The organism is Streptomyces sp. NPDC088732 (genome assembly GCF_044751205.1).
Taxonomy (GTDB): domain Bacteria; phylum Actinomycetota; class Actinomycetes; order Streptomycetales; family Streptomycetaceae; genus Actinacidiphila.
In genome coordinates this window covers 42,040-67,353 of sequence record NZ_JBIVLI010000030.1, presented here as the reverse complement: position 1 = coordinate 67,353, position 25,314 = coordinate 42,040, and the positions used below count along the sequence as shown (strand labels likewise).

Annotated in this window: 27 protein-coding genes; 13 read left to right on the top strand and 14 right to left on the bottom strand. The window is 72.2% G+C overall.

Annotated elements, in window-relative coordinates; genetic code table 11:
- The first annotated feature begins 121 nt into the window (after window positions 1–121).
- A complete protein-coding gene (locus ACIP9H_RS36750) occupies window positions 122–1,627 on the top strand; it encodes an aldehyde dehydrogenase family protein (protein WP_401583683.1) in 1,506 nt (501 codons plus the stop codon).
- Window positions 1,628–1,655: 28 nt separating this feature from the next.
- Here the strand turns inward: ACIP9H_RS36750 and ACIP9H_RS36745 are convergent, their stop codons facing one another.
- The 8 genes from ACIP9H_RS36745 to ACIP9H_RS36710 all read right to left on the bottom strand — a co-directional run bounded on the left by ACIP9H_RS36745 (window position 1,656) and on the right by ACIP9H_RS36710 (window position 8,961).
- Window positions 1,656–2,549 (bottom strand): NUDIX domain-containing protein, encoded by an 894-nt coding sequence (locus ACIP9H_RS36745; RefSeq protein ID WP_401963341.1) that lies wholly within the window; start codon window positions 2,547–2,549, stop codon window positions 1,656–1,658.
- 256 nt (window positions 2,550–2,805) lie between these two features.
- Entirely contained in the window at window positions 2,806–3,621 is an 816-nt protein-coding gene (locus ACIP9H_RS36740; RefSeq protein WP_401963340.1) for an enoyl-CoA hydratase/isomerase family protein, read from the bottom strand.
- The gene (locus ACIP9H_RS36735) at window positions 3,618–4,880 is read right to left on the bottom strand and encodes a cytochrome P450 (protein ID WP_401583678.1); all 1,263 of its coding nucleotides are present in this window, start codon (window positions 4,878–4,880) and stop codon (window positions 3,618–3,620) included. Before ACIP9H_RS36735 ends, ACIP9H_RS36740 begins: the two co-directional genes overlap by 4 nt.
- A gap of 100 nt (window positions 4,881–4,980) precedes the next feature.
- The gene (locus tag ACIP9H_RS36730) at window positions 4,981–6,282 is read right to left on the bottom strand and encodes a cytochrome P450 (protein WP_401963379.1); all 1,302 of its coding nucleotides are present in this window, start codon (window positions 6,280–6,282) and stop codon (window positions 4,981–4,983) included.
- A gap of 112 nt (window positions 6,283–6,394) precedes the next feature.
- Window positions 6,395–6,985, bottom strand: a complete 591-nt coding sequence (locus tag ACIP9H_RS36725) for an ATP/GTP-binding protein (protein WP_360905178.1) — start codon at window positions 6,983–6,985, stop codon at window positions 6,395–6,397.
- Entirely contained in the window at window positions 6,960–7,334 is a 375-nt protein-coding gene (locus ACIP9H_RS36720; protein ID WP_384293143.1) for a DUF742 domain-containing protein, read from the bottom strand. The genes ACIP9H_RS36725 and ACIP9H_RS36720 overlap by 26 nt, the downstream gene beginning before the upstream one ends.
- Window positions 7,331–7,732 (bottom strand): roadblock/LC7 domain-containing protein, encoded by a 402-nt coding sequence (locus tag ACIP9H_RS36715; RefSeq protein ID WP_360905182.1) that lies wholly within the window; start codon window positions 7,730–7,732, stop codon window positions 7,331–7,333. Before ACIP9H_RS36715 ends, ACIP9H_RS36720 begins: the two co-directional genes overlap by 4 nt.
- Window positions 7,729–8,961, bottom strand: coding sequence for an ATP-binding protein (locus ACIP9H_RS36710; protein WP_401583675.1), 1,233 nt, complete (start codon window positions 8,959–8,961; stop codon window positions 7,729–7,731). The genes ACIP9H_RS36715 and ACIP9H_RS36710 overlap by 4 nt, the downstream gene beginning before the upstream one ends.
- Window positions 8,962–9,431: 470 nt before the next feature.
- On the opposite strand from ACIP9H_RS36710, the gene budA reads away from it, so the two are divergent.
- The 4 genes from budA to ACIP9H_RS36690 all read left to right on the top strand — a co-directional run bounded on the left by budA (window position 9,432) and on the right by ACIP9H_RS36690 (window position 13,437).
- Window positions 9,432–10,241 (top strand): acetolactate decarboxylase, encoded by an 810-nt coding sequence (budA, locus tag ACIP9H_RS36705; RefSeq protein ID WP_401583674.1) that lies wholly within the window; start codon window positions 9,432–9,434, stop codon window positions 10,239–10,241.
- 59 nt (window positions 10,242–10,300) lie between these two features.
- Window positions 10,301–11,986, top strand: a complete 1,686-nt coding sequence (gene alsS / locus ACIP9H_RS36700) for an acetolactate synthase AlsS (protein WP_401963336.1) — start codon at window positions 10,301–10,303, stop codon at window positions 11,984–11,986.
- A 236-nt stretch (window positions 11,987–12,222) separates the two neighbouring features.
- Complete coding sequence (locus tag ACIP9H_RS36695) at window positions 12,223–13,191, top strand: alpha/beta hydrolase (protein ID WP_401583670.1); 969 nt, start codon at window positions 12,223–12,225, stop codon at window positions 13,189–13,191.
- Between the two features lie 51 nt (window positions 13,192–13,242).
- Window positions 13,243–13,437, top strand: a complete 195-nt coding sequence (locus ACIP9H_RS36690; RefSeq protein WP_401583669.1) for a hypothetical protein — start codon at window positions 13,243–13,245, stop codon at window positions 13,435–13,437.
- Window positions 13,438–13,504: 67 nt separating this feature from the next.
- Here the strand turns inward: ACIP9H_RS36690 and ACIP9H_RS36685 are convergent, their stop codons facing one another.
- Together ACIP9H_RS36685 and ACIP9H_RS36680 are read right to left on the bottom strand one after the other, a co-directional pair.
- Window positions 13,505–14,074 (bottom strand): NADPH-dependent FMN reductase, encoded by a 570-nt coding sequence (locus ACIP9H_RS36685; RefSeq protein ID WP_401583667.1) that lies wholly within the window; start codon window positions 14,072–14,074, stop codon window positions 13,505–13,507.
- Between the two features lie 172 nt (window positions 14,075–14,246).
- Window positions 14,247–14,612 carry a hypothetical protein gene (locus tag ACIP9H_RS36680; protein WP_401583666.1) on the bottom strand — a complete coding sequence of 122 codons (366 nt, stop codon included), beginning with the start codon at window positions 14,610–14,612 and terminating at the stop codon, window positions 14,247–14,249.
- Window positions 14,613–14,781: 169 nt separating this feature from the next.
- Here ACIP9H_RS36680 and ACIP9H_RS36675 point away from each other — a divergent pair, with 169 nt between their 5' ends.
- The gene (locus ACIP9H_RS36675; protein ID WP_401583665.1) at window positions 14,782–15,393 is read left to right on the top strand and encodes a flavin reductase family protein; all 612 of its coding nucleotides are present in this window, start codon (window positions 14,782–14,784) and stop codon (window positions 15,391–15,393) included.
- Here ACIP9H_RS36675 and ACIP9H_RS36670 read toward each other — a convergent pair.
- The gene (locus ACIP9H_RS36670) at window positions 15,366–16,931 is read right to left on the bottom strand and encodes an FUSC family protein (protein ID WP_401963333.1); all 1,566 of its coding nucleotides are present in this window, start codon (window positions 16,929–16,931) and stop codon (window positions 15,366–15,368) included. The two genes, ACIP9H_RS36675 and ACIP9H_RS36670, sit on opposite strands and share 28 nt — an antisense overlap.
- Window positions 16,932–16,997: 66 nt before the next feature.
- Here ACIP9H_RS36670 and ACIP9H_RS36665 point away from each other — a divergent pair, with 66 nt between their 5' ends.
- Window positions 16,998–17,462 (top strand): MarR family winged helix-turn-helix transcriptional regulator, encoded by a 465-nt coding sequence (locus ACIP9H_RS36665; protein WP_401583662.1) that lies wholly within the window; start codon window positions 16,998–17,000, stop codon window positions 17,460–17,462.
- 11 nt (window positions 17,463–17,473) lie between these two features.
- Here ACIP9H_RS36665 and thrS read toward each other — a convergent pair whose 3' ends face one another.
- A complete protein-coding gene (gene thrS / locus ACIP9H_RS36660; protein ID WP_401963331.1) occupies window positions 17,474–18,790 on the bottom strand; it encodes a threonine--tRNA ligase in 1,317 nt (438 codons plus the stop codon).
- Between the two features lie 198 nt (window positions 18,791–18,988).
- Between thrS and ACIP9H_RS36655 the strand changes: the two genes are divergently transcribed.
- The 6 genes from ACIP9H_RS36655 (at window position 18,989) to ACIP9H_RS36630 (ending at window position 22,309) form a co-directional block, all read left to right on the top strand.
- Window positions 18,989–19,423: a hypothetical protein gene (locus tag ACIP9H_RS36655; RefSeq protein WP_401583658.1), complete on the top strand. Its 435-nt coding sequence runs from the start codon at window positions 18,989–18,991 to the stop codon at window positions 19,421–19,423.
- A complete protein-coding gene (locus ACIP9H_RS36650) occupies window positions 19,420–19,869 on the top strand; it encodes a group III truncated hemoglobin (protein WP_401963329.1) in 450 nt (149 codons plus the stop codon). The genes ACIP9H_RS36655 and ACIP9H_RS36650 overlap by 4 nt, the downstream gene beginning before the upstream one ends.
- Window positions 19,870–19,944: 75 nt before the next feature.
- Window positions 19,945–20,499: a hypothetical protein gene (locus tag ACIP9H_RS36645; RefSeq protein ID WP_401583654.1), complete on the top strand. Its 555-nt coding sequence runs from the start codon at window positions 19,945–19,947 to the stop codon at window positions 20,497–20,499.
- Window positions 20,500–20,639: 140 nt separating this feature from the next.
- A complete protein-coding gene (locus ACIP9H_RS36640) occupies window positions 20,640–21,068 on the top strand; it encodes a cytidine deaminase (RefSeq protein ID WP_401963326.1) in 429 nt (142 codons plus the stop codon).
- A gap of 45 nt (window positions 21,069–21,113) precedes the next feature.
- Window positions 21,114–21,263 carry a hypothetical protein gene (locus ACIP9H_RS36635; RefSeq protein ID WP_401963324.1) on the top strand — a complete coding sequence of 50 codons (150 nt, stop codon included), beginning with the start codon at window positions 21,114–21,116 and terminating at the stop codon, window positions 21,261–21,263.
- A gap of 152 nt (window positions 21,264–21,415) precedes the next feature.
- The gene (locus ACIP9H_RS36630) at window positions 21,416–22,309 is read left to right on the top strand and encodes a DUF1963 domain-containing protein (protein ID WP_401963322.1); all 894 of its coding nucleotides are present in this window, start codon (window positions 21,416–21,418) and stop codon (window positions 22,307–22,309) included.
- 257 nt (window positions 22,310–22,566) lie between these two features.
- Here the strand turns inward: ACIP9H_RS36630 and ACIP9H_RS36625 are convergent, their stop codons facing one another.
- Both ACIP9H_RS36625 and ACIP9H_RS36620 read right to left on the bottom strand, forming a co-directional pair.
- Window positions 22,567–24,069 carry a CocE/NonD family hydrolase gene (locus tag ACIP9H_RS36625; protein ID WP_401963321.1) on the bottom strand — a complete coding sequence of 501 codons (1,503 nt, stop codon included), beginning with the start codon at window positions 24,067–24,069 and terminating at the stop codon, window positions 22,567–22,569.
- A 110-nt stretch (window positions 24,070–24,179) separates the two neighbouring features.
- Window positions 24,180–25,235 carry a LacI family DNA-binding transcriptional regulator gene (locus tag ACIP9H_RS36620; protein WP_401963319.1) on the bottom strand — a complete coding sequence of 352 codons (1,056 nt, stop codon included), beginning with the start codon at window positions 25,233–25,235 and terminating at the stop codon, window positions 24,180–24,182.
- Between the last annotated feature and the right edge of the window lie 79 nt (window positions 25,236–25,314).

The window sequence follows — 25,314 nt, the reverse complement described above, 5'->3', positions numbered from 1 at the left end:
CCCGCTCACCAGGGGCGATGCCGTGCACCGGGGCCCGTGCGCCCGCCACGGCGGCAGGGTTGTCTGGAACGAATCCAAAATATTAGCGCATATATCCCCTAATGGTGCAAACATGGGATGTATGCGTACTTCGTGGTTGACTCATCCGCAGGGCACCCTCGCCGCGCGGCCCCGCACGCGCGAGATCGTGGACCGTCCCTGGCACATGCTGATCGGCGGGGAACTGACCGACGCGGTCTCGGGGGGCACTCTCGATGTGATCAACCCGGCGGACGAGACGGTGGTGGCGCGCATGCCCCTCGGGGGCTGCGCGGATGTGGACGCCGCGGTCGACGCGGCCCGCGACGCGGCGCCGGCGTGGGCCGCGACGTCGATCACCGACCGGGCCGCCGTGCTGAACGTGCTGGCCGACGCCGTGGAGGCGCACGGCGAGGAACTGGCCTGGATCGACACGATCGACAACGGCAGCCCCATCGGCGTGATGCGGGACGACTTCCGCGTGGCCGTGGCCCAGTTGCGCTACTTCGCGGGCCTGGCCCTGCAACTGCGCGGCGAGACCGTCCCCATGGCCGACCCCGACGCGTTCGACTTCACGCTGCGCGACCCCTACGGCGTGGTCGGGCGGATCGTCCCCTGGAACCACCCGCTGATGTTCGCGGCGGCCCGCGTCGCCGCGCCGCTGCTGGCCGGCAACGCCGTGGTCCTGAAGCCCGCCGAGGTGACCTCCCTGTCGGCGCTGCGGCTGGGCGAGATCGCCGCGCGCATCGTGCCGCCGGGGGTGCTCAACATCGTGCCGGGGCTCGGGTCCGTGGCGGGCGAACGGCTCGTGACCCACCCCGACGTCCCGCGCATCGCCTTCACGGGCTCGTCCGCCACGGGACGGCGCGTCCAGGCGCGCGCGGCGAGCGCCGCCGTCAAGACGGTCACCCTCGAACTCGGCGGGAAGAACCCGATCATCGTCTTCCGCGACGCGGACGTGCGCGCCGCGATCGACGGCGTGATGGCCGGGATGAACTTCAAGTGGCAGGGCCAGAGCTGCGGCTCCACCTCCCGGCTGTTCGTCCACCAGTCGCTGTACGAGCGCGTGGTCGGGGAGGTGGGGCGGCGCATGGACGACCTGCGGATCGGCGACCCCTCCGAGACCGGCACCGACATCGGTCCGCTGGTCTCGGCGGCCCACTACAGCAAGGTCTCCTCCTACGTCCGGGCCGGCCTCGCCGACCCGGCCCTCGACCTCGTCGCCGGCGGCACCTTCCCCGACCGCCCCGGTTACTACGTCCGCCCCACCCTCTTCTCCGCACCCGGCGGACCGGGCGGTCCCCTCTTCACGGACGAGATCTTCGGGCCGGTCCTCGTGGCGGCCCCCTTCGACAGCTACGAGGAGGCCGTCGGCGAGGCCAACGCCCTGCCCTACGGACTCACCGCCAGCGTGTGGACCCAGGACCTGCACACCGCCCTGGCCGCGGCCCGCGACCTGCGCACGGGCTACGTCTGGGTCAACGCCAGCTCCTCCCACCTCCCCGGCACCGCGTTCGGCGGGGTCAAGAACTCCGGCGTCGGACGTGAGGAGGGCATCGAGGAACTGGCCGAGTACACCCAGCAGAAGAACGTCTACGTCCGCTTCTGAGCCGGCCCGCCGCGGGCCCGGACGCCCGTCACGACCAGCCCATCTCGGTGTAGGGCCGGCCGCGCCGGACGGCGTCGACGGCGGCGCGGGTGTAGGCGACGGTGCGCTCCGGAAGGCGGTCCACGGGCCACCAGTCCCAGCTGACGCACTTGTCGGGTTCGAGGAGTTGCGGCTCGCCCTTCCACTGCCGGGCGCGGAAGACCAGTTGCAGGCGCGGCCGGGTGCCGGGGGCCCAGAGCATGTGCACGGCGTGGACGAACTCCACGTCCCCGGGCTCGATCACCAGGCCCGCCTCCTCGCGGGCCTCGCGCACCAGGCACGCGACGGCGGACTCCTGCTCGCAGTGGCCTGCCAGGAAGTGGTACTGCAGCGGCGCGAAGGCCGAGTCCGGGTGGCGCAGGCCGAGCAGGACCTGGCCGTCGCGTTCGAGGTACAGGTGGGCGCCGACGACGTTCGGAACGCCCCGGCCGGCCGGCGCCCCGCCGGGCGGCGGCACGGCGGCCCCGGCGGCCTGGTGGCGCTCGATCACCCGGGCCGCCCACGGCGCCATCGTCAGATGGGCCATCGTGGCGACGTCGAAGAACGCGAACATGATGCCTTCGCCCACCTCCAGGCGGGAGGGGTCGCCGTCCCACTGCCCCAGGAAGATCTGGACGTGCGGCCGGGGGCGGCCGTCGGGGCCGGGGCGCTCGACGACCCCGAACCGGGTGAGGCCGTCGATGGTGAGGCCCGTCTCCTCCAGCAGCTCCCGCGCGATCGCCTCCTCCGGCGTCTCGTCGCCCTCCCTGGCGCCGCCGGGCAGCGACCAGGTGCCGGGGTCGCTGATCGGCTTGTTGGCGTCCCGCAGGTGGAGCAGGTACTGGCCGCGCCGGTTGACGATCAGCGCGGTGGTCTGGTGCGGCTCGGGCGTGACCGCGGGCATGGGCGAGTCCTTCGGTTCGGTGGGAATCCGGGCGGCTCCGGGCGGAACCCCACGGCGCGCGGCGCGGGTCGCGACGTCCAGCAGGATGCCAGGACACGGGTGCGGTGCAGGAGTATCGCGTGGCGCGCCGTGGACCGGCCGTGCCCCGCACATGAATATCGGCGGTACCGTGACGCGCCGCCCGGCGGGGGCCGGGCCGGGCGTGCGCGTCGCGGTGCCGCCGGCAGCGGGCCCGCCGGCGCGGCGGGCCCCGGACTTACATGTGGTGGACCGTGCCTTCGTTGCGCGCGTAGTGCGTGACGGCCAGGACGGCGGCCATGAGCTCCGCGTCCAGGGCCGAGGCGTCGGCGAGGCGGGTCGGGGCCGTGTAGGAGTTGAGCAGGGTCTTGGTCACGCGCAGCGCGCCCTCGGGGCGCCGGACGACGGGCCGCGCCCACGCGGCGACGGCGTCGTCGAGCCGGTTCTCGGGGACGACCTTCTGCAGGACGGACAGGGACAGCGCCTCGTGGGCGTCGAAGGACCTTCCGGTGAGGACGAGTTCGCGCACGCGCGCGGCGCCGACCTCGTTCAGGAGCCGGGGGAGGAGGCCGCCCCAGGCGGTGGGGAGGCCGAGGGCGAGTTCGGGGAGGCGGAAGGAAGCGGTGTCGGAGCCCACGCGCAGGTCGCAGGCGAGGGCCAGGCCGAGCCCCGCGCCGATGGCCTTGCCGTGGACCTTGGCGATGGTGACCGCGGAGTTGCCGCTGAGTGCCTCGCAGACGAGGCGGCCCTTGGTGGCCGACGCGCGGATGCCGCCGCCGGTGGGGTCGTGGTCGAGGAAGCCGGCGTACTCGGTACGGTCGCCGCCCAGGCAGAAGTCGTCGCCGGCGCCGGACAGCACGATGACCCGCACCCCCGGTTCCGCGGTGGTGAGGACCGCGAGCAGCTCGTCCAGCATGGTCTCGGTGACGGCGTTGCCCTGGCCGGGGTCGTGCAGCTCGATGTCCAGGACCGGGCCCCGCCGGCCGGTCCTGAGCGTGGTGAGGGGCCGGGGCGCGCCGCCGGCCGGGTGGGGGAGGGACTGCGGGGCGTTCATGCGGTCACTTTCATCGAGGTCACACGGCGGAAGACCATGCGGGGCGCGTAGGTGGGCGCGGAGGCGAGGCGGAGTGCGGGGAATCGTTTCAGCAAAGCGGTCAGCAACGTACGGGCCTCAAGTCGTGCCAGCGCGGCCCCCAGGCAGTAGTGGGCGCCGCCGCCGAAGGTGAGATGCGTGCCCTTGCGCAGGATGTCGTAGGCGTGCGGATCGGCGTTCCGCCGCGGGTCGTGGTTGGCCGCCCCGTACATCACGTGCACCATCGTGTCCTTGGCGATCGGGACACCCGCGAGGACCGTGTCGTCGGCGGCGACACGGCTGTTGAGGTGGATGGGCGGGTCGTAGCGCAGGGCCTCCTCGATGGCGTCGTCGACGTGCTCGGGGTGCCGTCGCAGCCACTCCCAGCGAGCCGGCTCGTCCAGCAGCAGCCACACGGCGACCGACAGCAAGGTGGCCGTGGTCTCCAGGGAGGCGATCGTGAGGAACATGACCAACTGGTAGATCATCCGGTCGGCGGCCTCGCGATCGCCCGGCAGTTGCTCGTCCCAGTGACGAATCCAGCCGGACAGGACATCGTTGCCAGGCCGGGCGCGGCGGCCGGCCACCAGGTCGGTGAAGAAGGCCCGCATGTCGGCCGTGGCCTCTTCCGAGATGGCCAACTCCGACTTGGTGGGCAGCAGTTCCTGCGCATGCACCTGACGGTGCGTGAAATCGAGGATACGGGCGTGGTCCGTGGCCGGGATGTCCAGCCAGCGGCCGACCGTGACGACCGGCAACTGCTCGCTGACGGTGCCGACGAAATCGGCGACGCCGTCGGCGAGCAGCCGGTCCTCCAGTGTGTCGAGGAGCCGGGCGACATGCCCCTCGACCTCCGGCTCCATGGCGGCGACGGTATTGCGGTCGAAGGGATTGCCGAGGCTGCGGCGCTGGCAGGTGTGGGCGGGCGCGTTCAGCCGGGACAGCGTCCGGCTCATCTCCTGCGTGGCCGGGGCGTGCCACCGTTCGGTGTCCCGCTGCCGCTCCTGCCAGGCGAAGTCGGGGACGATCCAGTTCCTGCCGCGCAGGACCTGGTCACAGGTGTCGTATCCGGTGATGAAGTACCCGCCCCAGGGGGCGGGCACGACATCACCCATGGACTGCAGTTCCTCGTAGAGGGGGAAGGGATCGGCCTGCCCCTGTGCGGTGCGAAGGCGCCGAAGGACGGATATGACGGCTCGACGGTCAATGACTGTGCCACTTATGTCACCGACTGCGGTCACGCAGAGCTCCTCAGGCTGGGCGTCCGGACCGGCGGAACCTACCCCTCCCTCTCCAGCGGCCATGCGGTCCTTGGGTGTTGCTCCTGTCACATGCCGCTCGTCAGACCCGGAAGAGGTCCAGGAAGGTGCTCCAGAACCCCTTCTTCACCTGCGGACGGCCCCCTTGCGTCGGCTGTGCCTCCGTCACCGCGGGACCGGTCGCCGCCGGCACCTGGGCGCGCGGCAGCGGCTCGGCGAACCGGGTGGCCGGAATGGGGCTGAAGCTCACCGGCAGCGTCACCAGGGCCCGGTGGAAGGGCCCCGGGCGCCACTGCAGCTTCTCGGGGTCCTCGGCCAGCGTCAGGTCGTGGAGGGTGTTGAGGATCTTCTCCACCGCCGTCAGGGCGATCAGCTGGGCCGGGGACTTCGCCGGGCAGGCGTGCGGTCCCGCGCCCCAGGCCAGGTGGGCGCCCTTGCTCAGCGTCTCGCGCTCCGCGGTGAGCGCCGGGTCGCTGTTGGCGGCCGCGAAGCTGATGACCAGCGGGGTGCCGGCCGCCACCTCCACGCCGTCGAGGTCCACGTCCTGGAGCGGGAAGTGCGTGGCGTAGTTGGCGATCGGGGGGTTGTTCCACAGCACGTCGTCCATGGCCTCCTCGATCAGCATGCCCGAGTGGCGGCCCGAGGAGTCCTCGGACAGCAGCAGGAGCAGGGTGTTGCCGATGAGGTTGCGCTCGGGCTCCACGCCGGCGCCCATGAGCATGACGAGCTGGTCCTTCAGCTCCTCGTCGTTCAGGCCCGCGGGGTGCACGATCAGCCAGGAGGTGATGTCGTCGCCGGGCGTGCGCCGCTTGAGGGCGATGAGCTCCATCAGGCAGGCGGTGAGCTCCTCGTTGGCCCGCAGGGCGTCCTCGCCGTCGAAGATGGCGGCCATCGAGGTGGTCAGTCGGTCGCCGATGTCGGCGGGGCAGCCGAAGAGCTTGTTGAACAGCAGCAGCGGCAGCAGCTTGGCGTAGTCGTTCAGCAGGTCGGCGCGGCCGCGCTCGCTGAACTGGCTGATCAGGTAGTCGGCTATCTGCTCCACGTCGCGGGACAGCCGGCTGACGTTGAGCCGGTCCAGGCTCTCGGTGACCGCCTTGCGCAGTCGCAGGTGCACCGTGCCGTCGGTGAAGAGGCAGTTGGGCCGGTAGGCCATCATCGGCAGGACCGGGTTGTCCAGCGCTATGCGGCCCTCGTTGAGCGCGTTCCAGCGGCGCGAGTCGCGCGCGAACAGGGTCGGGTTCTGCAGGACACGGCGCGCGGTGTGGTGCTCGGTCACCAAGGTGGCGTCGACACCGGGGGACAGCTCCACGGGCGCGGCGGGGCCGAACTCGCGCAACTGGTCGTAGATCCGCCCGGGGTCGGCCGCGAAGTCGTGGCCGTGCATCGGGCATCTGGAAGGGGCGCCGGGGACGGGGGTGGGGTGCTCAGATTCCATGGGGGTTCCTTGAGGGGGCCGGAGTCCTCCCGCCCTGGCGGGCGGGGAAGAGCTCCGGCGGTCAGGCGGCGTGGGTGAGCAGGTGCTTGACGAGGGAGATCAACGCCTGTGCCGAGGAGGCCTCGTCACGGGCGTCGCAGTACACGACGGGGGTGTGCGGGAAGAGGTCGAGCGCTTCCCTGATCTCGTCCTCCTGGTAGCGGTGCTCGGTGTCGAAGTTGTTGACGGCGATGGCGTACTCCAGGCCGTACTTCTCGACGAGATCGATGACGGGGAACGACTCGGCGAGCCGGGCGGGGTCGACCAGCAGCAGTGCCCCGAGAGCGCCCCGGGACATGTCCTCCCACAGCTGCATGAAGCGCTGCTGACCGGGGGTGCCGAAGAGGTAGAGCACCAGCTCCTCGCTCAGCGTCAGACGCCCGAAGTCCAGCGCGACCGTGGTGGTCCGCTTGTCCGGCGCGCCCGCCAGGTCGTCCACGTGGAGCGACGCCTGCGTCATCTTCTCTTCGGTGCGCAGCGGGGCGATCTCCGAGAGCGTGCCGATCAACGTCGTCTTGCCCACGGCGAAGTGACCCACCACGAGGATCTTCGCGGCGGTGGTCACCCCCTCCGACACATATGCGTTGTCAGGCAAAGCGCCTTTGGAGTCCATGCAACACCTCTTCGAGGATTCTCTTGTCGACGGCCTGGGCGGGGGGCGGGGCTTCACGGCGCAGCAGGTGCCCATGCTCGGTTAAATCGGTCAGCAGCAACCTCGCGACGCCCACCGGGAGTTCCAGGTGGGCGGCGACCTCGGCCACCGACAGATACCCCCCGGAGCACAGCTCCCAGATGGCGCGCACCTCGGGACCCGCCCCCAGGGGCAGCTCCCGGTCGGGGGCGATGGTGACCAGGGTGAGCAGGGACAGCTTGTCCGCGGCCGGGAGTTGGCGGCCGCCGGTGATGACGTACGAGCGGACGAAGTCGCTCGAGACCGGTTCTTCCTTGCCGGACGACGTCATGCCTCGGCACCGGCGTTCTGGCGGGGCGGCGTGGTCATCGCCTTGCCCAGCGCGCCGACCTGCTGCTGCATCCGGAAGCTCATGGCCTCCATGTCCACGTCCGGAGCCGCCGAGGCCGCGAGGTACGCGCCGTCGCCCGCGGCGATCAGGAAGATCCAGCCGTGCTCGTACTCCAGCAGCGTCTGCCGCCACGGACTGCCGCCGCCACCGGTGAACGGGGCGACGGCCCGGGACAGCGACTGCATCGAACTCATCGCCGCCGCGTTGGTCTCCGCGTCGTCACGGCCGATCTCGCTGGACTTCTCCAGCAGCAGACCGTCTGCCGAGACGAGGATCGCGTGCCGGGCGCCGCGCACCTGGAGTACGTCGTTCAGCACCCACGACAGATCGGGGTTCATTGGTCCTGGAGTCCTTCCGTGTTCGTCGTGTCCCGACCGGACAGGGTGCCGCGCTGGAACGCCCCGATGCGCGAGGCCCGCGTGCCGCTGGACGGCTCGCCCACCGGTGCGGCCGTGCCTTCGGCGTCGGAGGCCGCGGGCTGCGGCAGCACCGTCACCCGCTGGCGACGGCGCTTGGGCAGGCCGCCCGCCGTGGTGCCCGTGGCCGCCATGGCGACGGGAGCGCTCACGGGCGCCAGGCGCTTGGGGGGCGCCGGCTCCGCGTTGTCGTGCGGGTGGGCGTGCGCGCGGTCGTGAACGGCCTCGGGCTGCGGTGCAGGGACTTCGTTGCTCAGAAGGTCCTCCGGCAGAAGGATTACCGCCCGCACGCCGCCGTACGGGGAGACGGAGTCGACGGACACCTCGAACCCGTAGCGGGCCGCGAGCATGCCCGCGACGGCGAAACCGAACTTCGGGGGGTTGCCGAGCGTGGTGATCCCCACCGGTGCGGACGGAGAGAGCAGGGCCGCGGCGCGGTCCTTCTCCTCCTGGCTCATGCCGAGGCCGGCGTCGTCGACGATGACGCAGACGCCCTTGGGCACGGAGCGGATGTTGATCTCGACCGGGGTGTCGGGCGCACTGTAGTTGGTGGCGTTGGCCAGCAGCTCGGCGAGCACCACCGCCACCGGCTCGACGGCCCGGCTGGCGACCGTGAAGTGCACCTGCGCGTGGATCTGCACCCGGTCGAACCGCCGGATGCGGCCCTGGGCGCTGCGCGCCACGTCGTACACCGAGGCGACGGCCTCACGGCGGCCGAGCCAGCCGCCGCAGAGCACGGCGATGCCCTGGGCACGGCGGCCGAACTGGCTGTTGGCGTGGTCGATCGCCATCAGGTCGGCGAGGATCTGGGGGTCGTCGCCGTACTTCTTCTGCACCCGGTCGATGACGACCTGCTGCTCGTCGGCGAGCACCTGGAGTGTGCGCATCGCCGACTTCAGAACGGTCTTGGTGTCCTCCTCCGCGTCCTTGCGCACCTCCGCCACTTCGGCGGCGTGCTGTTCCCGCTGCTCGGCATGGGCCGCGCGGACGTGGTCCCGCTCCTGCTGCAGCGCGTTGCGCTCACCCTGGAGCCGGGCGTTGTTGCCGCGCAGGATCATGTTGGTCCTGCGCGCACGCAGGATGATCAGGACAGCGGCACAAAATACAACTATCGAGATCCACAGAAGTGGATCATCCCAAATCGATGTCATGAGGCTCTCTTCAAGTCGCATCACGACGGAAGCGACGATCCGGGCCGCGGCGTCGGGCCGATGGCGAACACCGCGACAGGGCGTGTGCCGTCAAGCCGAGCCAAGAGCCGCTCCTCCGCGATGGGGCCCTGGAGACTGTCCCCCGCGCGCATGACGCGCCATCAGCCTTCTGGAAACCCGCTCACCCTAGCAGCAGTGGATCATTAAATAACCACGCGGTTCGGGCAGTTGCACATCTTCACATCGTCACCGCAACCTTCCAGGTCAGCGGCGCCTCCGGGTGGATGCGGGCGGTGTTCCCGGTTGTCCCGCCATGCCCGGATCGGGCCACCGCGGGGAGGCCGGGAAGGGAAGCCCAGGAGGACGCGGGGCCACCGGGGGGCGGGCCGCGGGCGGCCACTCCGGTTGCGAGCCCCGACCACGGCGAGAGCATGTGTAGAGGGCCCGCCAGGCGCGACGGAGGACGAGCGATGGCTGCCGTGGAGAACGCACAGGACCGCTTCCGCAGGTTCGTCCGCACCGTCCTGGCCCACCGGCACGGCGGCCGCGGCGCCGGGCACGACCCCGAGCACGCGCGGGAGGTGTACCAGAGCTCCACCATGGGTGCGCTGATCGACGGCGTGTACGACGGTGACGTGTCGGTGGCGGAACTGCTCCGCCACGGCGACTTCGGCCTGGGTACCTTCAACCACCTGGACGGCGAGATGCTCGTCCTGGACGGTGTCTGCTACCACCTGCGCGCCGGCGGCCGCGTGGAAGTGGCCGGGGACGGCGAACTCTCCCCGTTCGCGGCCCTGACCTGGTTCGGGGCCGACACCACCGAGGAGGTGGCCGCGCCCCTGACCCGTGCCGAGGTGACCGCGCTCGTCGACCGCACCGCGCGCAGCCCGAACCTGATCTACGCGATCCGGATCACCGGGCTCTTCGGCGAGGTCCGCACCCGTACCGTGCGCCGGCAGGAGCCGCCCTACCCACCGCTCACGCAGGCCGCGGAAGGGCAGGCCGAGACCGCCTTCACCGGCCTGCGGGGGACCCTGGCCGGTTATCGCACCCCCGAGTACGAGCAGGGCATCTCGGTGGCCGGCTACCACCTGCACTTCCTGGACGACGCGCACACCCGCGGCGGCCACTGCCTGGACTTCCGGTTGGACCAGGGGACGATCGCCCTCGGTGAGCGATCGGAGCTCCACCTCAGCCTGCCGACGACGGAGCAGTTCCTCTCGTCCGACCTCAACCCCTCCGGACTGTCCGACCGGATCCGGCAGGCCGAGGGCGGCTGACCGCCGGCGCGGGCCGCGCCTCATGTTCCCCACCGAACCCACGGCGAAAGGGGTTTCCGATGACCGCATCCGACGTACGCGCCGCCCAAAGCGCGGTCGAGGTGCTCTCGGCGTACGGCGTCACCCATGTCTTCGGCGTGCCCGGCGCCAAGATCGACGCGATCTACGACGCGCTGGTGGACGGCGGCCCCCAGCTGGTGGTGTGCCGGCACGAGCAGAACGCGGCCTTCATGGCCGCGGCGGTCGGCCGGCTGACGGGCGTGCCGGGGGCGATCGTGGTGACCTCCGGCCCTGGCACGTCCAACAGCGCGACCGGGCTGCTCACCGCCAACACCGAGCAGGACCCGGTGGTCGCGCTGTGCGGCGCGGTGCCCCGCGCCGACCGTCTCAAGCGCAGCCACCAGTCCATGGACGCCGCCGCGGCCCTGAAACCCTTCACCAAGTACACCGGCGAGGTGGACGACCCGGACAACGTCGCGGAGGCCGTCGCCAATGCCCTGCGTGCCGCGGTGACCGAGCCCCGCGGAGCCGCGGCCGTCGTGCTGCCGTCCGACGTGCTCGCCGCGCCCACCGGTGCCCGCATCACCGAGCCGGTGCGCGCACCGGCCCAGGGGGCCGCGCCGTCCGCCGCCGTCGAGCAGGCGGCACGCATGATCCGCGGCGCGGAGCGCCCGGTGCTGCTTGTCGGGCTGCGCGGGGCGGACCCCGAGGCCTGCGCGGCACTGCGGGAGCTGATCGCCGCGACCGACCTGCCGGTGGTGGAGACCTTCCAGGCGGCGGGCGTGGTGCCGCGGGAGCTGGAGGACCACTACGCCGGGCGTGTCGGCCTCTTCCGCAACCAGCCCGGCGACATCCTGATCTCCCACGCCGACGTGCTGGTGACCGTCGGCTTCGACGCCGTCGAGTACGACCCCCGGCTGTGGAACAGCGATCCGTCGCGCACCCTGGTGCACATCGACTCCCTTCCCGCTGACGTCGACACCCACTACCGGCCCGCCGTGGAGGTGCGCGGCGACGTGGCCGCCACCCTCCGTGAACTGGCGGGCCGGCTGTCCGGGCTGCGGCTCGGCGAGGAGGTGCTCGGCGAACTGGCCGAACAGCGACGCGCGCTGGCCGGCATCGACGAGGCGGCGCGCATGGCCGGACACAACGGGAGCGGCCTGAACCCGGTGTCGGTGCTGCTGACGCTGCGCGACATGGTGGACGACGACGCCACCGTCACCTGCGACATCGGCTCGCACTACATCTACATGGCCCGCCACTTCCGTGCCTGGGAGCCCCGTCACCTGCTGTTCTCCAACGGCCAGCAGACGCTCGGGGTGGCCCTGCCGTGGGCGATGGCGACCTGCATGGTGCGCCCCGGCAAACAGGTCGTGTCCGTCTCCGGCGACGGCGGATTCCTGTTCAGCGCCCAGGAGCTGGAGACCGCCACACGCCTCGGCCTGCACTTCACCCATGTGATCCTGCGCGACAACAGCTACGACATGGTGGGCTTCCAGGAGGAGCTGAAGTACGGCAGGACCTCCGGGGTGCGGCTCGGCGACTACGACATCTCCCACTACGCCGCCGCCTTCGGCGCCCACGGCTACCGGGTGCACACCGACGAGCAGTTCAGCAAGGTCCTCGGTGAGTCGCTGTCCCGTGAGGCCCGGGTCCAGCCCGGCGTCACGGTCATCGACGTCCCCGTCGACTACAGCCGCAACACCGAGCTGTTCGCCCAACTCCACGAAGGCGTCCTGGAGTAGGGGCGCCCTTCCGGGGCGGGAGAGTCACCCCGCGATCACGCACGAGTGGGGCGTCGGCGGTGTGCCGGCGCAGGATTCGGCGGCCGTCAGGGGCCTCGCGTCCCTGACGGCCGCCGGCTGGTCCGAGCGCGCAGGGCAGGCACTGCAGTTAACTTGTGCACAAGTCAATCGTGGGCTATGTTTCTCCTCGTGAACCGGCCGCAACGGTCCGGTCACCGCTCTCGAAGGAGTCGGCCATGTCCGAGCACGTGCCCACCGCCCCTGTCCTGGAGCCCGCCGCGGCGGATTTCGCGGCGGCGACGGCGAAGCCGCCGTTCCTGTTCGACCTGGCCCCGGCCGAGGGCCGCAAGGCCGTGGACGAGGTCCAGTCCGGTGATATCGCCAAGCCCGAGGTCGACGAGGAGTGGATCACCGTCGAGGGCGGCCCGACCGGCAGCGTCCGCGCCCGGATCGTCCGTCCCGCCGGCGTCGAGGGCACCCTGCCGGTGATCCTCTACATCCACGGCGCCGGCTGGGTCTTCGGCAACGCCCACACCCACGACCGCCTGGTCCGCGAACTGGCCACCGGCGCCCGGGCCGCCGTCGTCTTCCCCGAGTACGACCTGTCCCCCGAGGCCCGCTACCCCGTGGCCATCGAGCAGAACTGGACCGTCGCCCGCTGGATCGTCACCGACGGCGCCGCCAAGGACCTCGACGCCACCCGCATCGCCGTCGCCGGGGACTCCGTCGGCGGCAACATGACCGCCGCCCTGACCCTGATGGCCAAGGAACGCGGCGGCCTGCCCCTGGTGCAGCAGGTGCTGTTCTACCCGGTCACCGACGCGAACTTCGACACCCCGTCCTACCACCAGTTCGCCGAGGGCTACTTCCTGCGCCGCGACGGCATGCAGTGGTTCTGGGACCAGTACACCACCGACCCCGCCCAGCGCGCCGAGATCACCGCCTCCCCGCTGCGCGCCACGACCGAGCAGCTCACCGGGCTGCCCCCGGCGCTGGTCATCACCGGCGAGGCCGACGTCCTGCGCGACGAGGGCGAGGCCTACGCCAACAAGCTCCGCGAGGCCGGCGTCCCCGTCACCGCCGTCCGCTACCAGGGCATCATCCACGACTTCGTCATGGTCAACGCCCTGCGCGGCACCCACGCCGCCCAGGCCGCCATCACCCAGGCCCAGACCGTCCTGCGCGAGGCACTGGGTACCGTCTGAGTCACGGGACCCTTCCGCGGGTCCCCGGCCGTCCTCGCGAAAGGCAACGACATGAGCAGTGAACCGTACTGCGACGTCCCGGTCCCGGCACTGGCCTCCGTCGACTGGACGGCGGCCCCCGGGGAGCCGGTCGCCGAGTGCACCCTGTGCCGGGAGCCCACGGAGTACAAGGCGCAGATCCCGGGCACCCCGCTCTGCCCGCGCTGCGAGTGGCAGGAGGCCCAGCGCACCGCCTGCTCCGGCTGAGCCCGGACCCGCCCGCCCGCCGGTCACCCGGCGGGCGGGCGCCGTTCGGTGTCCGCCGAGGGACGGGTCAGCCGGCGGAGACCTGGCGCAGCGGCGCGAGCGCCTTGCTCCAGGCGACGACCTGGTCCAGGACGACAGCGAGCTCCTGGGCCCGGCGCGGGCCCGGCTCGAAGCGGCTCATGTCGACGAAGTCGTGGAACAGCGACAGCGCCACCTGGCCACGCACCGTCGCCACCTGCACCTCCGCCATCACCAGCCGCAGGTGCTCCACCGCCCGCGTACCCCCCGCGCTGCCGTAGGCCACGAACCCCGCCGCCTTGTTGTTCCACTCCGCGTACAGGAAGTCGATGGCGTTCTTCAGCGCGCCGGGGATCGAGTGGTTGTACTCGGCGGTCACGAAGACGAACCCGTCGAACGACGCGACCCGCTCCGCCCACGCCTGCGTGTGCGGGCGGCTGTAGTGGCCCATCGACGGCGGCACCTGCTCGTCCAGCAGCGGCAGCCCGAGGTCCTCGACGTCCACCAGCTCGTACTCGGCGTCGTTGCGCGCCGCGGCGTTGTCGTACACCCACTCCGCCACGGCGGCGCCGTTGCGGCCGGGCCGCGTGCTGCCGAGAATGACGGCGATCCTGGTCATGGCGCTGCTCCTGGGCGGTTGTCCGGGGTCGGTGTGCCGGGTCACGTTCCATGCCCGTGCCTCCGGCAACCGGACCCGCCCGGGGTTTCGCCCGATCGCCGGGCGGTGGCTGCGCCGGGCGGGTGAGGGCCTGGCGGGCCCCGGGGGTCGGCGTGGGGTCGGCGCCGCCCCGTCAGTACGCCTGCGGTCCCGCCGGCTGCCGGTCCACCTCGTCGGCCCGGCGCCGCAGGTCGGCGGCGATGTCGTCCCAGGCCGGCCCGTGGAGGTAGAGGCTGTCGGCCGCCTCCCGCAGCAGCGCCGCGTCGTGGGGGCGCTGGAGGAGGGCGAGCCGGTAGGCGAGGTTGCGGATCCACACCGGCAGCAGTCCGTCGACGACGTGCGGACTGAGGTCGTGCAGCATCGCGACGATCGAGTCGGCGTCGGCGAAGGTCAGTTCGCCGACGAAGTGCTGCTCCTGGTGGTCGAGCACGCAGTCGCGCGTGGGCCGGTACTCGTCTCCGTACAAGCACCGGGCGTGCTCCGTCAGGGTCGTGTGCATGACGCGCAGCTTAAGGGAACTTGATCAATCCGTGGAGTGGTTCACGACGGCACTCGCGCAGGTCGTGCCGGGGGTGGTAGCCTCCGCGGCCGCTGTGGATCATCACCTTCCCGACACGCCGGGACCCGGCAGCGCGGCCGGGCGCGGGACGCCCGACGATACTGCGGCCATGCGCGTCGACTTCGATCCCGAGGCCATGAGCAGTGGCGCCTTCTACCGGTTCCTGACCTCCGTCGTCGTCCCCCGGCCCATCGCGTGGATCTCCACCGTCACACCGGACGGGCTCACGGGGAACCTGGCGCCGCACTCCTTCTTCAGCATCGCGAGCACCGATCCGCCGATCGTGCAGTTCACCTCGATCGGGCGGAAGGACTCGCTGCGCAATGTCGAGGACACCGGCGAGTTCGTGGTCAACTTCGCCTCCGAGGCGCTGCTGCGCCTCGTCAACCGGACGGCGACCGACTTCCCGCGCACCGTCAGCGAGTTCGACTACGCGGGCATCGAGCGCGAACCCAGCCTGCGCGTGCGCCCGGCGCGGGTGGCCGCCTCGCCGGTCGCCCTGGAGTGCCGCTCGCACACCACCGTGCGCATGGGCAATTCCACCCTCGTCTTCGGGCGCGTGCTCCACGCCGTCGCCGACGAGGACGTCCTCGCCGACGGCCGTCCGAGCGCGCCGCTGCTGCGCCCGCTCACCAAGCTCGGCGCTGACGAGTGGGGGACCCTCGGCGAGGTCCTCCACCTCAACCGCATCCCCTACGAGGAGCCCCGCCCCACGGGCTGAGACCGGGTGCCGGTGTCCTGACGGGCCGTCTGGTCACCGCCGTCGCGGGGCCCGGCCTCCGCCGGGGGCGGATCGCCGTGCACGGCGGTGAGGCACCGCAGGGCCGCGTCGACGCGGTCCAGGGCCGCGTGAGCCGGTGCCCCGTCCGGAGCGGTGGGCAGAGGGTGCCGGGGCGGTCCCGGCCGGCGCCCGAGGGCGCGGCGGGCGGCGACGACATTGGCGGTCAGGGCCTTGGCGCGGGCGGCGAGGTCCGGCCCGGGCGGGCCGGGGAGCGCGGCGAGGTCGCCGACAGGCCCGGCGCAGCCGATCAGCGCGTCGATGGCGTCGGCCGGATGAGGGGCCGTGCGGCGCAGCAGCCGGACGAGCCCCCGGTGGGCCCGGAAGGGAGCGGCGATCTCGCCGAGACGCACGAGGCTGTCGTCGAACCGGGCGCGTGCCGCGACGAGTTGCCCGGCGTCCTGGCCCCGGAACGCGGACAGCATGTCGGTCAGGGCGGCCAGCGCGTCGGCGGTGCGCCGCCGGGCCACGTCGCCCGACCGGACGGGAAGGACGAACCAGGCGGCGCCGACGCCCGCCAGCGCGCCGACGGCGACGGCCTCGATCCGGGTGAGCAGCACGTCGGTGCCGCTCAGGCCGTAGTAGCCGTACAGCAGCGAGAGCACGGCGGTCATCGCCGCAGCCCAGTACGCGTAGCTGAGGCCGCGCAGCCACGACGCCACCGCCAGCACCGCGAGGATCACCGCGACCGAGGAGGTGTCGCCCGGCGGGAACACCCCCGCGAGCAGGGTCGCGGCCACGACGCCCGCGGCCGCGCCGCCGATCCGCAGCACGCTCTTGTGCACGACGTCACCGCGGCCGCGGTTGCCGCTGGACACGATGAACGCGGTGAGCACGGTCCAGCTCCAGTGGTCCGGGAACGCGAGCCTGCCGAGGAGGAACGCGGCTCCCAGTGCCACGGCCATCTGGCAGGCCATGCGGTCGCTGACGGCCCACCCGCCCGCGGCACGCGGCGGCCGCGGGACGGGCGCGACCGGGGGAGCGGACCGGCCGATCCCGGCCCGGGCGGCGGCGAGTTGGCACACGGCCACGCTGAGGAACGCGATCAGCGCGGCGACGGCCGCCCACAGCAACCGCGCACCGCCGGAGCCCGGTGGCACCGGTGTGATGAGGACGGCGACGAAGGGCAGGGTCGCGAGCGTCCCGGCCGCCGCGGCGACGGGCCCGAAGCGCCGGACCCAGACCGCCGCGCCCACCCCGAGCGCGAAGAGCGTGCCGCCGACGGCGAGGTGGTGGAACAGCAGCCAGCCAACCCCCGACGTCGCCACGGCCACGACCGGCAGCACCGCGAGCCCCAGCAACCGGCGCCGCGGTGAGGCCCCCCGCTGGACGCGGGCCAGCGTGAGCGTGAGGGCGACCGTCAGCACCACGATGCTGTCGTCGAGCCCGGAGTCCTTGAGCAGGACGGCGCAGCCGAACGCGAGCAGCAGGGCGGCGGAGGTGACCGCGGCGTCGGGTATACCGCGAAAAATACTTCGCATTCGCTGACCGCTTTTCCACTTGAAGGCTGAATCCTGGTCGACAGTAGCAAGTGATAGCGTAGGAATGTGACAACGGAAGCAGCCGGGGAGCCCGGGCGGAGCGAGGAACCCCAGCCCTTCCTGGGGGCGGCGGCCGAGATCCGCCGCGGCGCCACCCGGCTCTCCCGCCGGCTCCGCGCCGAACGTTCCCCCGGCGCCCTCAGCGCCAACAAGGTGGGCGTACTCGGCCACCTCTACCGCCACGGCCCCGCCACACCCGGCGCGGTGGCCGGCGCCGACCGGCAGCAACCGCAGTCCCTGACAAGGGTGTTCACCGAGCTCGAACGCGACGGCCTGATCACCCGCGCCCCCGCCGAACACGACCGCCGCCAAGCACTCCTCGCCCTGACGCCGGCCGGCCACGCCGCGCTCCTGGCGGACGTGGCCGAACGCGACGCGTGGCTCGCGTCGGCGCTCGCCGGGCTGAGCGAGACCGAACGCGAGGTGCTGCGCCTGGCCGGACGCCTGATGGACCGCCTCTGCGACCCGTGATCCGTGGACCGCTATGCGCCGGTGTCCCCGTCCCACAGGCCGGTCCCGTACGCGGAGGTCAGCGCCCGGACGCGGGCCAGCATGTCCTCGGCGGGGAGCGGCGCGAGCCGCCGGCCGTCGCGCAGCCGCACCGCCACCTGACCGTCGACGGCCTCCTCGGCGCCGATGACGGCCTGGTACGGGACCAGGCGGGCATCCCGGACCCGCGCGCCCAGGGTGCCGCGCTCCGGCCCGGCGACCTCGGCGCGCAGCCCCAGGTCGACGGCCCGCCCGGCGAACGCCTCGGCGACCGGTACTTCGGCCTCGGACACCGGCAGGACCGCGATCTGGGTGGGCGCCAGCCAGGCGGGGAAGGCGCCGCCGTGCTGCTCCACGAGGTGCGCCACCGCCCGCTCCACACTGCCGATGACGCTGCGGTGGACCATCACGGGGCGGTGCCTGGCGCCGTCCGCGCCGACGTAGTGCAGGTCGAAGCGGTCGGGCTGGTGGAAGTCGACCTGGACGGTGGACAGGGTCGACTCGCGACCGGCGCCGTCGGCGACCTGCACGTCGATCTTTGGCCCGTAGAACGCGGCTTCACCCTCCGCCGCCTCGTACGGCAGGCCCGAGCCGTCCAGCACCTCTTCGAGCAGCTCGGTCGACCTGCGCCACAATTCCGGCGCCGCCACGTACTTGCCGCCGGGACCGGGCAGGGAGAGCCGGTAGCGGGCCGGGGTGATGCCCAGCGCCGCGTACGCCCGGCGGATCATCTCCAGCGCCCCGCGCGCCTCGTCGGCGACCTGGCCGAGGGTGCAGAAGATGTGCGCGTCGTTGAGCTGGATCGCGCGGACGCGGGTCAGCCCGCCGAGCACCCCCGACAGCTCCGAGCGGTACATGCCGCCGAGTTCGGCCATGCGCAGCGGCAGTTCACGGTAACTGCGGGCACGGGAGCGGTAGATGAGCGCGTGGTGCGGACACAGGCTCGGCCGCAGCACGACCTGCTCGCCGCCCAGGTCCATGGGCGGGAACATGTCGTCGCGGTAGTGGTCCCAGTGCCCGGAGATCTCGTACAGCTCGCGTTTGCCGAGCACGGGGGAGTTCACGTGCCGGTATCCCGCACGCCGCTCGGCTTCGTGGACGTAACTCTCCAGGGCGTGCCGTACGGTCGCGCCGTCGGGCAGCCAGTAGGGCAGCCCCGCCCCGATCAGCGGGTCGGTGTCGAACAGGCCGAGCTCTCGGCCGAGTCTGCGGTGGTCGTGCATGGCGGTCTCCTCGCGGGGTGGCGGGCGAGTGACCGTGGGTACGCCGAAGCCCCGGGGCACTCGCCCCGGGGCTTCGACTGATGGCATCGGTCAGCGCGCCGGGACACTCTCCGGCGTCGTCGTCATGGCAGCGCGCTTCATGCGGACGACGGTAACAGGGCCGGCCGGTGGGACGCAGGGCATTTCTTCCGTGATCTCTGTGATGCCGCTCTCAAATATTCATCTCAGATGCATATTTTGCTACGGTGGGCACATGGAACTCCGCCGCAATGCCGGTCCCGGCCGATGAACGCCGCCGCCGTCCTCGTGCAGATCGCCGCCGTCTTCCTGTGGCTGGGCATGGTCCTGGGCATCTCGTTCCTGGAGGCCCCGCTGAAGTTCCGGGCCGAAGGCATCACACTGCCCCTCGGCCTCGGCATCGGCCGGATCGTCTTCCGGGCCCTGAACCGGGTGGAGGTCGCCCTCGCGGTGTGCGCCGCCTCCGCGACGGCCGCGGACGTTCCCGGCCCGGTCGCGATCGCCGCCGGCGCGGTGGCCGCGGCCGTACTGGCCGTCCAGCTGACCGCCGTACGACCCACGCTCAACCGGCGCACCGCGCGGGTCCTCGCGGGGGAACAGGTGCCGCGCAGCCGCACGCACCTGGTGTACGTCGCGCTGGAGGGCGCCAAGGTGCTCGCCCTCGCGGTCTGCGGTTCCGCGCTCGTCCTGGGGCGGCTGTGACCCCGGCCGGCGGCGCACCCGCCGCCCGCGACCTGACCGGCCGCCCGGACGTCGAGGCGCTGGTCTCGGCTTTCTACGGCAGGGCGTTCGCCGACCCCCTCATCGGCCCGGTCTTCACCGACGTGGCAAAGATGGACCTGGCCGCGCACATGCCCGTGATGTGCGACTTCTGGGAGTCGGTGCTCTTCGCGGCCGGCCTCTACCGGCGCAACGCGCTCCACCCCCACCTCGCCCTGCACCGCCTCGCCCCGCTCGGCCCCGCCCACTTCGACCGCTGGCTGGCGCTGTGGACCACCACGGTCGACGCGCTCTACCGCGGCGAGAAGGCCGAACTCGCCAAGACCCAGGCGCAGCGCATCGCGGGCTCGCTCCTGCGTCGCCTGAACAGCGGGGACGCGAGCGAGTTCGTGACGATCCGCCGGCGCGGTGGAGCCCCGCAGGGGTGAGCCTGGGCGCGGTCGCGCCGATTCGGCGCGAAAAACAGCTGCGCAGATCGGGTGCGGCGATGTGACACTGCGTCCATGACCAGGCCGGAGCTCTCCGAACTCGACTACCTGCGCGAGATCGAACGGCTCGCCCGGGCAGTCGCTTCCGCAGCCGCCGCCGAGCAGTGGCACGCCGACGACACCGAGGACCAGGGGCCGCTCCAACGCAGTGTCAACGCTTTGAGGAAGGCGCTGTTGCGCTACCACTTCCCCCTGGACGGGTGCATGGAGGAGGAAGAAGAGCGCCCGGTGGTTCCCCTCGCCGCCGTGGCCCTCATCCGGCCAGAGGCCATGCCTGTCGGCATCGACGAGACCTACCCCCATGCCTGCGCCCGACTGGGAGTGGAAGCACGCCCCGAAGGGTGGGCGTTATGGGAGACCTGGGTCGACGGCAGGGCGAGGGTCACCATGGTCGTCTCCGCCGTGGACACCACGGAGGGCCTCCTCACCAACTGGGCCAAGGGCGAAGACCTGCTCCCCGTGATGCCCCTGCCCTCCCAGATCGCCCAGGTCCATGCCGGCTGGACCGGTTGGGCGTCGATCTTCTCCCCCTATGGGAAGAGGAAACTCGGCCTCAGCGGGCAGCCGTGATTTGCGCCGATCGGCGGAACGAGACCGATCGGCGCGGCCCGTCCGGCGTACGTGCCGCAGCGGGCCACCCCGTCCATATCCGCTTGCGTGCGCGCCTCGTTCGGGCCATCGTCGTCCGACACCTCATGAAGGCAGGGACGATGACCGGGCAACCCAGCGACGTCGATCACGAACTCGTCCAGGCCGCGGCCCACGTAGCGCGCACACGTTGCCAGGGCGACAACCACACGATGGCGGCCGCGGGCCGCACCGAGGACGGCCGCATCGTCACCGCGGTGAACACGTACCACTTCACCGGTGGCCCGTGCGCCGAACTGGTCCTCATCGGCATCGCAGCGGCCCAGGGCTCCTACGCCCTGCGCACCATTGTCGCCGTGGGCGACCGCGACCGCGGGGTCGTCCCTCCGTGCGGCCGGTGCCGTCAGGTCCTTCTCGACTACTTCCCGGCCGTCGACGTCATCGTCGGCAACGGCGACCGACTCCGGGCGGTTCCCATCGCCGAGTTGTTGCCCGAGAGCTATGTCTGGGCGGACCACCAGCTCGACACCGAAGCATCGAAGAACCCCTGACGACATGACGTGGCGGATGTCCCTCTGGCAGGCGACGATCTCCCGGTGCTCGCCGATGAAAGGGCGGCCATGGGCGCCACCGCTCCCCGGGAACTGCGGGTGCCGCTCGTTCCTCCGGACGACTGGATCGCTGACCACAGGCAACGCCTGCACCAGGTGATGAACCACTGGGTTCCGATGCTGCTGTCGGCGTAAGGAGGACAACTTGCCGCCGGCAGTGCACTGTGTGGTCCCCGCGACCGAGAACGGGGCCCGTAGGTGGATGCGGCGGACCGTGCGGCTACTCTCAGCCCAACGCGGCCTCGGTCGTGGCCAAGCAACGCGTTGGTCTGTGAGGAGCACGTCCGATGGCTCGCACCACCCCGCCACGTCCACTCGAAGTCGAGACGCTGTTCCCTGAGGTGGCCGGCTGTCGGAAGACGGCGGTTCGCCTGCATCCGCGCCTGGGCGATCCGAGTGCGCGGGACAGCTCGCTCGGCGGACCCGTGCTCTGGCCGATCTCGGAGCCCTGGCCCCACTGCGACGACGACCACCCGCGCACGGCGTTCTCCCCTCCCGGCGAGGGACCGATCCCGCTGGTCCCGGTCCTCCAGCTCTTCGCGGCCGACGTGCCTGACCTGGCCTTCCCGAGCGGCACCGATCTGCTGCAGGTGCTGTGGTGCCCCTTCGATCACGAGGACGGGTACGTTCCCTGCCCCGAGATCCATTGGCGGGACGGGTCCCTGGACGACCTGCGGCCGGCCGACCCACCGCGCCCGACCGGCGCCCACAACGACTACCTCCCGGACCCGTGCGTGCTGCACCCCGAGCGCGTCACCGACTATCCGAACTGGGACCTCCCGGACGAGGTCGCCGACGCGCTGGAAGCCAGGTTCGAAGAGCTGGAGGAGGAAACCGGCTGGTCCTACTGGTACCACCTCTCCGTGTCGGACGGCGTCAAGATCGGCGGGTATCCGACGTGGACGCAGGAGCCCGACTGGCCGGCATGCCCGGCATGCAGTGTGCGTATGGAGCATCTCCTGACGATCAGCAGCTCCGAATTCGACGGCGGGAGCTGGCGCACGTGGCTGCCCATCGAGGACACACCGGCCACAGGAACCATCTGGGACCTTCCCTACGAACAACGCACCAAGATCCAAAGCCCCCCTGGGCTCATGCTCGGCGACATGGGCGGCATCTACCTGTTCGAATGCGTCAGCTGCCCCGACAGGCCCTTCGCCTACCGCTCAGATTGTTCTTGACCGCGCGCTGCCTCGACCAAAGGGCTGCAACTGTCAGGACGTTGTCCGAGACCAGTAGGTTGGAACGGGTGAGGGACGCACGAGACCTTGTGCTGGGATAGGTCCGTACGCTGAACGCGGTTGATGGGTCCGCGAGGTCGGCGATCCCCTCGCTTGAGCGGTTGGCGGATCTCCTCGACCTGGCGCGTTCGCGCCGGATCAGCAGGAGTGGGCGCATCGGCACCAGCTCCGACACGGTCCACGGGGCAGGATGCCGCTTATAGGGACACCGGCAGCAGCAGCCGTGAGGGGCGGGACCGGGCGTGGAGGACGCGCCGCGGGCCCGCGCTGTCACGGAACTCCCAGCGCGGGTGCGCGGACGCGGTCACCTGGAGGCGGATGCGGTGGCCCGTGCGGAACGCGTGCGCCACGGACCACAGGTCGACGCGGACCTCCATCGGGTCCCCGCCGGGGGAGAGCGCGATGCCGTCCGCGAGGTTGATCGACCTGCCGTCGGGGTGGACGTCGCACAGCCGGGCGACCCACGCCGCCGGGCCGTCGCTTGCGGCCGCGAGCACCGCGGTGATCCGGCCCGCCACCTCCAGCGGCGCGGGCAGTGGGGGACCGGTCCAGGTCAGCACGTCGGGGCGGGCCTCGATGGCGCGCTGGTCGAACGGGCCCGCCGGGTACGCGCCGGTGAGCAGCAGGGTGCCGCCGCGTACCGGCACGGGGTGCGCCGGGTCGTGCACGAACGTGGACGGGGGTTCGTCCGTGCCGGGCGGGTCGGGGGACAGCGCACCGGAGCCGTGCAGGAACCAGGGCGTCTCGACGGCCGGGGGAGGCCAGCGGTCCGGCCGCCGCCACACCTCCGCGCCCGTCACGTGGATCAGGACCGGCGACTCCGGCCCGCTGCCGCTGCCGCGCCCCAGCACCCCGTCGAGCCAGTCGAGTTGGAGTTCCTTGAGCGACCGGCCGCCGTCGATCACCGACGGCAGGTCGGCATGGGTCCAGGGCCCGACGACCAGGGCGGCCGGCTGTCCCGACGCCCTGGCCATGAGGTGGTTGTCGAGGCTGCCCTGGAGGAACGCGTCGTACCACCCGGCCACCGTGAACGTGGGGAGGTCCGCGGGGGAGACGCGGCGCAGCGGGGGCCCGTCCGGGCGGCCGGGGACGGGGAGCCGGCGCAGGACCGGTGGATGCCAGTCGGCGGTGCCCGGGGTGTCCAGCGCGGCGAGCGCCGCGGCCGCGGCCTGCGCGCCGCCGACGCCCCGCCTGCGGAGCACGTCCGCCCCGAGGCCGAGCGTCCACTGCGTGAGCAGGCCGGTCTCGCGGGCGCCGTCCCGTGCGACGAGGCCTTGGTTCGGGTCGGACCAGGTGAACTCCGGCAGGAGCGCCACGAGTCCGGGCGGGCGGCCCGCGGCGGCCGCCCACTGCGTGTGACCCAGGTAGCTGGGGCCGGACATGGCCACCCTGCCGTCGCCGCCCGGCAGGCGGGCGGCCCAGCGCACGGTGTCGTGGCCGTCGGCGTACTCGTTCACCAGGGGTTCCCAGCCGCCGTCGGAGGCGGAGCGGCCCCGGGTGTCCTGGATGACGACGACGTAGCCGCGCCGGACGGCGGCCGCCGGGTCGAGCCGGGCGAGAAGGCCGGGGTCGTCCTTGGCGTAGGGGGTGCGGGCCAGCAGCACCGGTCCGGGTTCGCCGCCCCCAGGCGGCCGGTGGACGTCGGCGCGCAGCACCGTCCCGTCGCGCATGACGGCCTCGACATCGTGCTCGACGGTCACTGACGCGCCCTTCCGTTGGCAAGCAGCGGCGGTGGCCGGTCCGCATGAGGGGAGACAACGTTATCGTCCGATGTCTCGGTCAACTACGGGCCCGTACGGCGCCCGTGACGTCAGGGCGCCGATTCGCCCGACCCGCGCGGGATCAGCCGGGTGGAGACGATGACCGTACGGGTCGGGCGCGCCCGGTTCGCGCGCCGCGCCGTGAGCAGTTCGATCGCGGTGCGGCCGATCTCCTCGTCGCCCTGGGCGACGACGGTGACCCCCGGGCGCAGCAGGTCGGCGAGGCCGAAGTCGTCGAAGCCGACCAGGGCGATACCGCCGAAGTCCGCGCCGAGCGCCCGGATGACGGCGACGGTGGTGCTGAAGTTCCCGGTGACCAGGGCGGTCGCCGGGTCGGGCCGGTCGCGCAGGGCGGCCAGCGCGGCGGTGACGCGGGCCGGTTCGACGGGGCCGGGGTGGACCATGCCGTCGAGGGGCTGGCCGATCCCGGTCAGCGCGTCCCGGAAGGCGGTCGCGCGCTCGCGCCCGGTGTGGATCCGTTCGTCGTCGCCGATGTAGCCGATCCGCCGGTGGCCCTGCGCGGTCAGGTGCGCGAACGCCTGGGCTATGCCGCCGCGGTTGTCGGTGAGCACGGTGTCCACGTCCAGGCCGGCGGCCGGGCGGTCGAAGGCGACCACGGCCAGGCCCGAGTCGATCTCGGGCTGGAGGTAGTGGTGGTCCTGGGCGATCGGCTCGATGATGATGCCGTCCATGCGGCGCCGGCACATGGACATCACGGCGTCGCGCTCGCGTTCCTCGTCGTCCTCGGTCGACATCGCCACCACGGTGAGGCCGGCGGCCCGGGCGGTCTCGTCGATCGCCCGCAGCACCGGGTGTGCGTCGGCGATGTGACGGACCGCCGCGCCTATCGCGCCGCTGCGGCCGCTGCGCAACTGCCTTGCCCGCTCGTCGGGTTGGTAGCCGAGCCGGTCGACGGCCGCCCGGACCCGCTCGGCGAAGTCGTCGCCGACCGTGGTGTCGCCGTTGACCACGCGCGACACCGTGCGCAGCGCCACGCCGGCCTCGCGGGCCACGTCCACCATCGTGGGGCGGCGCGGCCGGTGCGGGCTGGTCCTGGTGGTCTCGGCAGTCTCGGCGGTCTCGCCGGCGGCGTCAGGTCCGGGCACGTGGCTTCCCCTCTCGCGGTTCTCTCGTTCCCCTGCGTCCGCAGTCTTCCCGGGAGTTCCCCGGTTCCCCTGCCGGGGC

Excerpts from the sequence above, each read along its gene's own strand:
- ACIP9H_RS36750 (WP_401583683.1), top strand. The coding sequence starts at position 122 with ATGCGTACTTCGTGGTTGACTCATCCGCAGGGCACCCTCGCCGCGCGG.
- ACIP9H_RS36745 (WP_401963341.1), bottom strand. The coding sequence starts at position 2,549 with ATGCCCGCGGTCACGCCCGAGCCGCACCAGACCACCGCGCTGATCGTC.
- ACIP9H_RS36740 (WP_401963340.1), bottom strand. The coding sequence starts at position 3,621 with ATGAACGCCCCGCAGTCCCTCCCCCACCCGGCCGGCGGCGCGCCCCGG.
- ACIP9H_RS36730 (WP_401963379.1), bottom strand. The coding sequence starts at position 6,282 with ATGCACGGCCACGACTTCGCGGCCGACCCCGGGCGGATCTACGACCAG.
- ACIP9H_RS36725 (WP_360905178.1), bottom strand. The coding sequence starts at position 6,985 with ATGGACTCCAAAGGCGCTTTGCCTGACAACGCATATGTGTCGGAGGGG.
- ACIP9H_RS36720 (WP_384293143.1), bottom strand. The coding sequence starts at position 7,334 with ATGACGTCGTCCGGCAAGGAAGAACCGGTCTCGAGCGACTTCGTCCGC.
- ACIP9H_RS36715 (WP_360905182.1), bottom strand. The coding sequence starts at position 7,732 with ATGAACCCCGATCTGTCGTGGGTGCTGAACGACGTACTCCAGGTGCGC.
- ACIP9H_RS36710 (WP_401583675.1), bottom strand. The coding sequence starts at position 8,961 with ATGACATCGATTTGGGATGATCCACTTCTGTGGATCTCGATAGTTGTA.
- budA (WP_401583674.1), top strand. The coding sequence starts at position 9,432 with ATGGCTGCCGTGGAGAACGCACAGGACCGCTTCCGCAGGTTCGTCCGC.
- alsS (WP_401963336.1), top strand. The coding sequence starts at position 10,301 with ATGACCGCATCCGACGTACGCGCCGCCCAAAGCGCGGTCGAGGTGCTC.
- ACIP9H_RS36695 (WP_401583670.1), top strand. The coding sequence starts at position 12,223 with ATGTCCGAGCACGTGCCCACCGCCCCTGTCCTGGAGCCCGCCGCGGCG.
- ACIP9H_RS36690 (WP_401583669.1), top strand. The coding sequence starts at position 13,243 with ATGAGCAGTGAACCGTACTGCGACGTCCCGGTCCCGGCACTGGCCTCC.
- ACIP9H_RS36685 (WP_401583667.1), bottom strand. The coding sequence starts at position 14,074 with ATGACCAGGATCGCCGTCATTCTCGGCAGCACGCGGCCCGGCCGCAAC.
- ACIP9H_RS36680 (WP_401583666.1), bottom strand. The coding sequence starts at position 14,612 with ATGCACACGACCCTGACGGAGCACGCCCGGTGCTTGTACGGAGACGAG.
- ACIP9H_RS36675 (WP_401583665.1), top strand. The coding sequence starts at position 14,782 with ATGCGCGTCGACTTCGATCCCGAGGCCATGAGCAGTGGCGCCTTCTAC.
- ACIP9H_RS36670 (WP_401963333.1), bottom strand. The coding sequence starts at position 16,931 with ATGCGAAGTATTTTTCGCGGTATACCCGACGCCGCGGTCACCTCCGCC.
- thrS (WP_401963331.1), bottom strand. The coding sequence starts at position 18,790 with ATGCCATCAGTCGAAGCCCCGGGGCGAGTGCCCCGGGGCTTCGGCGTA.
- ACIP9H_RS36655 (WP_401583658.1), top strand. The coding sequence starts at position 18,989 with ATGAACGCCGCCGCCGTCCTCGTGCAGATCGCCGCCGTCTTCCTGTGG.
- ACIP9H_RS36645 (WP_401583654.1), top strand. The coding sequence starts at position 19,945 with ATGACCAGGCCGGAGCTCTCCGAACTCGACTACCTGCGCGAGATCGAA.
- ACIP9H_RS36640 (WP_401963326.1), top strand. The coding sequence starts at position 20,640 with ATGACCGGGCAACCCAGCGACGTCGATCACGAACTCGTCCAGGCCGCG.
- ACIP9H_RS36630 (WP_401963322.1), top strand. The coding sequence starts at position 21,416 with ATGGCTCGCACCACCCCGCCACGTCCACTCGAAGTCGAGACGCTGTTC.